The sequence below is a fragment of the Calditrichota bacterium genome (assembly GCA_013112635.1).
GTDB lineage: Bacteria > Calditrichota > Calditrichia > Calditrichales > J004 > JABFGF01.
In genome coordinates this window covers 305,310-314,154 of record JABFGF010000006.1, presented here as the reverse complement: position 1 = coordinate 314,154, position 8,845 = coordinate 305,310, and the positions used below count along the sequence as shown (strand labels likewise).

Below are 8,845 nucleotides of genomic sequence, written 5' to 3'. Positions count from 1 at the left end.
TAAAGGGCTTGCCTAAAACGATCCCCTTGCTATTTGTAACAGCTGCCTGGTGCCGGGCTTTGGCAGGGTCAATACCGACCACATATTTATCGGCAATATACTGCCTTTTTATCTGCAGGGCTTTGAACTTAGTATTCATAGCTTTTCCTTTCTCTTAAATTTTGGTTTTAAGAAAAGTGCAATAAAAAGGCAGGTTTCTCAACCTGGTTAGTCAGTTTTAATCAATATAGAAATCGTTATGCTTTTACAATGCACCAAGTTAATTATTTACATTAAATAGGAAGTACCAATGAAATTTATTAGTAAATTGAATTTTATTTTATGTACTAGTCTTGTCATATTAATACCAATTACTCTTAAAGCTCAAGTAGAATTTATTCCTAATCCTACTATGAATATTTTCACTCAAATAATGGATCAATCAAGTCTTCATAACCATTTCCATTTACAAGAAAGCTTTTTTGACAAATCCGAGCATTTTTCAAATAGAACCTCCTTAATTGTCAATAAATTAAAATTATCAGAAGATGTAGTGGACAGCGTTATTTACATTCAATATGGAAATAAATATAAAAATTCTCTCCACTATGATAACAAAATTAATATTCTTATTTCATTATTAGAAAATTGGGATAATAACAAAGGTATATGGATAAATAATCAACGCTCAACAAATACTTATGATGACAACAAAAATGTCTTAATTTCAGTAAGTGAGAGTTGGGATACAACTTCTACAATTTGGGTAAACAATTCACGCAGAACAAATTCATATGATGTAAATGGAAATAGCAAAGGCTTTTTAACAGAAATCTGGGATAACAATTCTGGAATCTGGACAAATAATCAACGCTCGGCATAAACAAATGATGCTAATGGAAATAGACTAAACATATTATCAGAAAACTGGGATAGTAATACTAAGACATGGATAAATTCTATTCATATAAATAACTCTTACAATGAGAACGGAAATATGATTACTTCTATATTTGCAATATGGGATTCAAATTTTGAGACATGGGTAAATTATGCCCGTAATATTAATTCATTTGATGAAAACGAAAATAAACTTATCGAGCTATATGAGAACTGGAATATTGATGATAATACTTGGATATATGATTACCGTTATACATTTACCTATTTCCAAGATGGGAATAGAAAAAACTATTTATTAGAATTCTGGGACAATAATTCCGGAATTTGGGTAAACAATTCACGGTGGTCTTACACCTATGACGGTTTTGCAAACAGATTAACTGCATTCAATGAAGACTGGGATAGCAATAATGGAATATGGGTAAATGATTTCCGTCAAACTTACACTTATGACAGTTTCGGAAATGTGTTAATTACATTGTCTGAAGTTTGGGATAATAATGTTGAGACTTGGTTAAATGAATGGCATAGAAACTATACTTACGATGAGAATAATAATTTAGTTCTTTTTGAAAATGAATTTTGGTCCGGGGATAATTGGTATGCATATATTGGACAATGTTACTTTATCAATAATGATAATGAATTTATATATTTAACCGAAGAGCTTTCAGCATATTATAGTACAGTTACATCTATTGATGTTCCTGTAAATGATTTAACATATAATTTTTCATTATCGCAAAACTATCCCAACCCATTTAATCCATCAACAACTATAAATTATCAGTTAAAAACTAAAAGTTATGTCCAGCTCACAGTTTATGATATTTCAGGTCGTCAGATAAAAAAGATTGTCGACCAACATCAAAACATAGGACATTACTCAGTCACTTTTGATGCTTCCAATTTGACAAGCGGAATTTATGTGTACAGGCTTAAATCAGGGTTATATGAACAAAGTCGGAAAATGATATTAATACATTAAGAGGATATCGCATTAAACAAAGCATAACCATGCGTTGTAGCGGACGCTATTAGTGCGAGCATGATTCGGGAATTGGATTGGTTTTTCGTAAATTGCCGTGCGCCGCTAAGCACCATCCGTTATTTTTCAAAGTACTAATTTAAAGGGAGTAAGAAATGTCAGAAATGAATTATGAGCTATTTATTAGAAAAGCGTTTGCCTTTAACCTTGGTGAAAATGTTTCAAGAAGTGGCGATCCAGCTTCTTTAGCGGACGCTGACCACGTGAGACATAATAATATAACCGGTTTTAAGGTTGGCACCGCTTATTCAATGGAAATATTCATTGATCATTTAATAAATGATAAAGCGTTTGATGGCGATGAAAATGATAGGATTGAGGCCTTTCCAACAAGAGTTCTTGCTGTAAATACAATGGACGAAATAATCAACCTAATTGATGAATTTGAATCAACTATTTTGCCAGTATATTTCGAAACTCAAGATGGTGAGTATAAACTCAAATAAAATTTCAAACTATATATGGAGATTTTATGCAATATTCGAATATAAATTTCAGTCCTGACAAGTTTAAGTGTTTTGTTAGATACCTAATTCAAGCAGCAAAAGATAAACGATGCGTTACATATAAAGAACTCGAAAACCTATTTGGACTTAGCCATAAACAAGCAGGACATTATGCAGGTAAATTAGGTGATTATTGCTTAGAAAGTGATTTACCAGCATTAAATGGATTAATAATCAGTAGCACACAATGTGTTCCAAGCGAAGGATTTAATTGGTATCAAGAACAATTTGGAATGTCTTGGGGAGAATTAGTTAGTAAATGTTGGAAGTATTTTCATGTTACTTCAACAAGAGAAAAACAAGTTCAAGATTTTTCTGGTTTAGATTCTGATATAAGTAATTTTCTCGGCAACGGTAAAAAATAACAAAGTGTAGTACAAGGAATTTTACACACGGAGCATGATTTCGATTTGGGAAATCGTGCAGTGTAAAACCCTGTAAATAAATGGCGTTAAAAGGGCGGTTGGTTTTCAGGCCGCTTTGTCCGCCGGATTCAAAACTGTCAAAAACTGTTTTATCACAAAAGATGTTCTTTCCCGCCAGTGGGCGGACAGGCTAAATTTTGTAGTTCTGCCCTGCTCCAAAATTTTTTAGTGCGTGGGTTTTCCAAGGTGGCAAAACGCAAATTGTTTTATGTTCGCTAAGAGTTTTATTAAATATCTCGGTTTGAGCGCGAGGTTCGTTTCCGGCCTTAGCTCACCCCACATTTCAACTAAGCAACTTACCTTCCAGCTAAATAATCCTGCATCGCATAGAGGTCGAGAATCAAACCGGCGTTATAACCGTTCCAGCTTTCGTATATAGTAAGTAACCTGGTTGTGGCAGTATTTCAGTTTCAAGGAGCTCAATGCATGTAGTTTACCCTAAAATAAATTTGAAATAGTAGGTCAGATTGTTAGCTTTATGAAAAGAAAGAACTTAACCGCTCAGTACGATAAGTTCAAAAAAACCATACTGAATTTGAGCTTATTTAAGAGCTGTGAATAATGCTTTTCCTTTTTGTTTGGTGTTCGAACTTAACTTAAAGAAATAAGCCTTGGATTTAACAATAATTCAAAATAATTTTCGCTAGCATAAAAAAAAATATAGATATCTTTTAATTGTTATTTTTAAATAAGTATTGAAGGAAAGAAATGAAATTCTCTATTCAAATATTCATATTAGTACTATTTGCAACAAGTGTTAGCTTTGCATCTGATCCTCCGAAAGTTATTTGGACAAAAAAATACACTATTGGCCATGAAGAATGGGCAGAGAAAATTATTAGAACGAGTGACAACAATCTTATTATAGCTGGAAGAACAGATTCACCAAAAATTGGGAGCAGTAGCTGGAGGCAAGATTTACTCCTGATGAAAATAAACTATGAAGGCGATACTCTTTGGACAAATGCTTATGGTGATTTTAATCTTTATGAATATGGGCATGATGTTATTGAGACAGATGACAGGGGATTTATTATTGTTGGCGGCGGTGTTTTCAATACTTTGCTAATTGTTAAAACTGATAGTATAGGCAATAAAGAATGGAGCATCTCAAATAACGAAATTGGAAATCATTTTTATGCCGGGAAATCAATCTTTGAAATAGATACAAATCAATACATGGTCGTTGCAACAGATTATCTGATAAAAATTAATGGTCAAGGCGATACATTGTGGACAAAAGACATCCATTTAAAATCAGAAAGATCTGAACTGACCAATGACGGGGCATTAATTATTGCAGGAAGCTATTCGGCCAATGCGCAATCAAGTAATGCGGGATTAATTAAAATTAAGTTTAATGGAGATTATTTCTGGAGCCGGTCTTGGCACACAAATGTTGATTATGGCCTTTCAGTTACAGAAACACAAAACTCAAATTATTTATTTAGTGCATCCACAGTTAGCCACGGAAAAGAAGAACCTACAATCATTATGATCAATTCTAATGGAGAAACAGTATGGGAAAAGGTATATAGTATCCCACCACAAAAATCAGGATATGGTCATTTTTACAAATTGTTCGAACTGGAAAACTCAAGATTTATCCTTGCTGGAAATGACTACCGGCATAAAGGATGGATAAAAAAAATTAATGAGACAGGAATTACAATCTGGGACTATTATTACGATAAAAAGTCTGTCTTTTATGATCTTATTTCATTGGAAGACGGTGGGTATATTGTGGTTGGTTACTATGATGATGATGACCATAATTCGGATGCGGATGTTTTAATCATGCGCATAGCACCAGAGACAATTGCTGCAGATTATATTGCCGATAAAACTTATGGTTCAGCGCCATTAACCGTTAAGTTTAATGACTTAACACATAATAGTTTGGAAGAACAAATAACATCATGGGAGTGGGATTTTGAGAATGATGGTGTTATTGATTCATATGTCCAAAATCCAGAATACACTTACTTCAAAGCTGATAGTTATTCAGTTAAACTGATTGTTTCAAATGGTGTTTCGGCTGATACTTTAATAAAAGAAAATTATATTATTACTTTTCAGGATACATTCCCAAAAATCTATTCAATACAAGATATTCCAAATGACCAAGGTGGCTGGCTAAAAGTACAGTTTGCCCGAAGTGTTTTTGATACTGACTCCTTAATTTTTCCCAAAACAAACTCAACAGAATTATATACAGTCGAACTTGATGACGGCTCCGGTTGGACTGCTGCTGCTTCGACAGCCGCCTATGGCCAGTCTCTTTATTCTGTTTTGATTCCCACAACAAAAGATTCAACCTCTGAATCTGATGGATTTATATATTTTAGGGTTATCGCCGGAATGGAAGAAGGGAATTATGTAAGTAATATTGATTCGGGATATTCCGTTGATAATTTGAAACCTGCTGTCCCGAAGGGGTTATTAGCTTCATTATTAACTGGTTCTAAAGTTAAGTTAAAATGGCTACCTAATACTGAAAACGATTTTAAATACTACACAATTTATAAGAACAATAATTCCAAATTTGAAAGCATCCACCAAACTATAGATACTGTTTTTACTGACTTGACGGTACAAGTTGAGCAAAGTTATTCTTATGCTATTACCGCCACGGATCACAATGGAAATGAAAGTAGCTTATCAGAAGCCGTTGAGATAGTTGTTACAAGTTTAAATGAAGAATCTGTAATTCCGAGTAAATATTACTTAGCTCAAAACTACCCCAACCCTTTTAATCCAGAAACCACCATCATGTATGGACTTAAAAATGGTGGGTATGTCGAGATTGTTATTTATGATGTACTTGGAAACAAGATCAAGGATTTAGTAAGTGGTTACAAAACAGCTGGGCATCACCAAATTACATGGGTAGGTGAAAACGATTTAAATGAAAAAGTGAGTTCTGGAGTTTTCTTTTATCAAATCATTACAAATGATTTCAAACAACACAAAAAAATGTTGCTCCTCAAATAGACCCAGCTATCAACCAATTAAGGTGAATTCGCCACAGGGAGTGTCATTCAGGTTTGTGAGGTTTTACAGTGGCAAATCGTTTTAACCTCTGTCGTCAGGCACAATTTTAAAATAATTTAGAAATAAGGTAAGTTATGAATAAACAATTGGTAATTTTGATTTTCACTATTTTTGGAGTATCAATTTTGAATGCACAATCCAAATATCTTGATCCTGATGTTGACCTGGAAATTAGAGTAAATGATTTGATCAACAGGCTTACCCTTGAGGAGAAGGTTGATCAGATGCTAATGAATACATCCGGTATTCCTCGCCTTAATATCCCTCCTTATGATTATTGGAATGAAGCTCTACATGGTGTTGGGCGTTCTGGAAAAGCGACTATTTTCCCGCAAGCAATAGGTTTAGCAGCTACTTTCGACAAATATCTAATATTTAGGGTTTCATCTGCGATCTCTGATGAAGCGCGCGCTATTTATAATGCTGCTCAGGCTGCTGGAAATTATAAGAGATATGCCGGATTAACCTTCTGGACTCCTAATGTTAACATATTTAGGGACCCTCGTTGGGGACGTGGACAGGAAACCTACGGAGAGGATCCTTATTTAACAGGTTTATTAGGAGTCGCTTTTGTAAATGGTTTACAAGGGAGTAATCCTAATTATCTTAAAACAGCTGCATGTGCAAAACATTTTGCTGTTCACAGTGGTCCCGAAAAATTAAGACATGAATTTAATGCTGTGGTAAGCCAAAAAGATATGAATGAAACTTATCTGCCTGCATTTGAAGCTCTTGTTAATGCAGGAGTGGAATCCATTATGTGTGCTTATAACAGAACAAATGGTGAACCTTGTTGCGCAAGTAATTTTCTTCTTACAAAGGTGCTTTTTGATAAATGGGGGTTTAAAGGACATGTTGTAAGTGATTGTTGGGCTTTAGTTGATTTCTATTCAGATATTGGTCATGGTACAGTTTCTAATGTAGTTGATGCTGCTGTATTGGCTTTGGAAAGTGGGGTAAATGTTAACTGTGGAAATACCTATAAAGCATTAGTGGAAGCGGTACAGAAAGGTTTAGTAGATGAATCACTTATAGATGAAAGACTGAAACCTCTGTTAAAAACAAGATTTAAGCTTGGTATGTTTGATCCACAAAATCTTAATCCATATAACTCAATTTCATATGATGTTGTTGATGGCGATGAAAACAGAGCTCTTGCACGTGAAGTGGCAGCCAGGTCCGTTGTTTTGCTTAAAAACAACGGGGTACTTCCTCTGAAAAATGATCTTAACAGATATTATGTAGTGGGACCTAATGCAGCCTCTATTGATGCTCTTTTGGGAAACTATTTTGGCGTTAATTCAAATATTGTCACTTTTTTGGAAGGAATTACAGCTGGAGTTGCTCCAGGTAGTCAGGTTCAATATAGTCCTGGAACTACTCTGGATAGAAAGAATGCTAATCCAGTGGATTGGTCAACAGGAGAAGCTGCTGAATCAGATGTTACCATTGTTGGGATGGGATTAACCAGACATCTTGAGGGGGAAGAAGGAGAATCTATTTCATCTCCCTATTTTGGAGATCGTTTAGACTATAATATTCCGGAAAATCAATTAGATTATCTTAAAAAAATTAAAAGTCATGGCAAACCCGTAATTGCAATTATTACAGGCGGCTGCCCTATGAACCTTTCAGAAGTTCATGAGATAGCTGATGCCGTATTGTTAGCATGGTATCCGGGAGAAGAGGGAGGGAATGCAATAGCTGATATATTATTCGGAAAGGTTTCTCCATCAGGAAGGCTGCCCATTACATTCCCAAAATCACTTGATCAACTTCCTCCATACGAAGATTACACTATGAAAGGCAGAACCTATCGTTATATGATAAAGGAACCTATGTATCCATTTGGATTTGGATTAAGTTATAGTTCATTCTCATATAGTGATCTAAAACAATCGGCTTCAATAATTAAAGAAGGAGAAGTTGTTGAGATAAGTTGCAATATTACCAATGTTGGTGAGTATCCATCAATTGAAACAGTGCAACTTTATATAACTGATGATGAAGCTAGTTTTGAGGTACCATTGTTTTCTTTAAAAGGAATTACATCTATCAGTTTAAAACCAGGTGAAAGTCAAACCGTAGCTTTCAACATTACATCAGATATGCTCAAGTTGATAAACAATCAAGGTGATGCGATTCTGGAAAAGGGTGAATTTACGCTTGCCCTATCTGGTAGTTTACCAACCGAAAGATCAATTGAACTAGGTGCATCTAAACCGCTAAGAACAAAGTTAAAATTGAATTGAATTGTCAGCTTAGACCATTTTAAACTTTAGAAAAATCATCAGGCAACTCATGTTATTTTATTAAATTCATTTTCCCTACATGCGTATGTGAGTCTGTTCGTAAATAATAAACATATTCTCCAGAAGCCAACAGCGTTGCATCAAAATTAAATTTATGCGTCCCGGCCTCATAAGTGCCTTTAGCCAGAACAGCCACTTTTTGTCCCAAAATATTATAAACCCCTAATTCAATAATAGATATTTTAGGTATATCAAATTTTATGGTTGTATTGGGATTAAAAGGGTTGGGGAAATTTTGATACAATACAAACTTGTCTGGTACGTGTGGACCTTCCTTGACAATACTCACCGGTTGAGCGCCGGATATGACCTGAAGTTTGCCACCCTGGATTACGAATAAACTTGGGACCAAGGCAACATTTTCAGCATTTAAAATTACATCACCAGTACTGGCAATTGTAAAATTAGGACCCGCAACAATCGAATCCTCTAAGAAGGTGGCATTATCAATAATTGTTGTATCCTGCAAAACCAATTCCTGGGCGTTAACCAACTGTAATTGAACAACCATGCAGAAAATTATTATCCAAAACAGGCGTTGCAGTCCAGTTTTTAAGAACGTATTCCGGAAGTTTATCCGATGAAAGATTTCTGTAAACATATTCTATCTCCAATTTA

At 34.7% G+C, this 8,845-nt stretch carries 8 protein-coding genes; 6 read left to right on the top strand and 2 right to left on the bottom strand.

The window, feature by feature from the left end; translation table 11 throughout:
* The coding region (locus HND50_16675; GenBank protein NOG46879.1) for a hypothetical protein at positions 1 to 139 on the bottom strand (139 nt) is incomplete at its 3' end.
* Positions 140 to 289: 150 nt separating this feature from the next.
* Between HND50_16675 and HND50_16670 the strand changes: the two genes are divergently transcribed.
* The 6 genes from HND50_16670 (at position 290) to HND50_16645 (ending at position 8,167) form a co-directional block, all read left to right on the top strand.
* Positions 290 to 862 (top strand): hypothetical protein, encoded by a 573-nt coding sequence (locus HND50_16670; GenBank protein NOG46878.1) that lies wholly within the window; start codon positions 290 to 292, stop codon positions 860 to 862.
* A gap of 114 nt (positions 863 to 976) precedes the next feature.
* Complete coding sequence (locus HND50_16665) at positions 977 to 1,870, top strand: T9SS type A sorting domain-containing protein (GenBank protein ID NOG46877.1); 894 nt, start codon at positions 977 to 979, stop codon at positions 1,868 to 1,870.
* 155 nt (positions 1,871 to 2,025) lie between these two features.
* Positions 2,026 to 2,376 carry a hypothetical protein gene (locus tag HND50_16660; GenBank protein NOG46876.1) on the top strand — a complete coding sequence of 117 codons (351 nt, stop codon included), beginning with the start codon at positions 2,026 to 2,028 and terminating at the stop codon, positions 2,374 to 2,376.
* A 26-nt stretch (positions 2,377 to 2,402) separates the two neighbouring features.
* Entirely contained in the window at positions 2,403 to 2,801 is a 399-nt protein-coding gene (locus HND50_16655) for a hypothetical protein (GenBank protein ID NOG46875.1), read from the top strand.
* A 768-nt stretch (positions 2,802 to 3,569) separates the two neighbouring features.
* Entirely contained in the window at positions 3,570 to 5,855 is a 2,286-nt protein-coding gene (locus HND50_16650; GenBank protein NOG46874.1) for a T9SS type A sorting domain-containing protein, read from the top strand.
* 134 nt (positions 5,856 to 5,989) lie between these two features.
* Positions 5,990 to 8,167, top strand: a complete 2,178-nt coding sequence (locus HND50_16645) for a glycoside hydrolase family 3 protein (protein ID NOG46873.1) — start codon at positions 5,990 to 5,992, stop codon at positions 8,165 to 8,167.
* A 52-nt stretch (positions 8,168 to 8,219) separates the two neighbouring features.
* Here HND50_16645 and HND50_16640 read toward each other — a convergent pair whose 3' ends face one another.
* Positions 8,220 to 8,828 (bottom strand): T9SS type A sorting domain-containing protein, encoded by a 609-nt coding sequence (locus HND50_16640; protein NOG46872.1) that lies wholly within the window; start codon positions 8,826 to 8,828, stop codon positions 8,220 to 8,222.
* Positions 8,829 to 8,845: the final 17 nt, after the last annotated feature.

Bases quoted from the DNA above. Each gene is read 5' to 3' on its own strand.
- HND50_16670 (NOG46878.1), top strand. From the start codon at position 290: ATGAAATTTATTAGTAAATTGAATTTTATTTTATGTACTAGTCTTGTC.
- HND50_16665 (NOG46877.1), top strand. From the start codon at position 977: ATGATTACTTCTATATTTGCAATATGGGATTCAAATTTTGAGACATGG.
- HND50_16660 (NOG46876.1), top strand. From the start codon at position 2,026: ATGTCAGAAATGAATTATGAGCTATTTATTAGAAAAGCGTTTGCCTTT.
- HND50_16655 (NOG46875.1), top strand. From the start codon at position 2,403: ATGCAATATTCGAATATAAATTTCAGTCCTGACAAGTTTAAGTGTTTT.
- HND50_16650 (NOG46874.1), top strand. From the start codon at position 3,570: ATGAAATTCTCTATTCAAATATTCATATTAGTACTATTTGCAACAAGT.
- HND50_16645 (NOG46873.1), top strand. From the start codon at position 5,990: ATGAATAAACAATTGGTAATTTTGATTTTCACTATTTTTGGAGTATCA.
- HND50_16640 (NOG46872.1), bottom strand. From the start codon at position 8,828: ATGTTTACAGAAATCTTTCATCGGATAAACTTCCGGAATACGTTCTTA.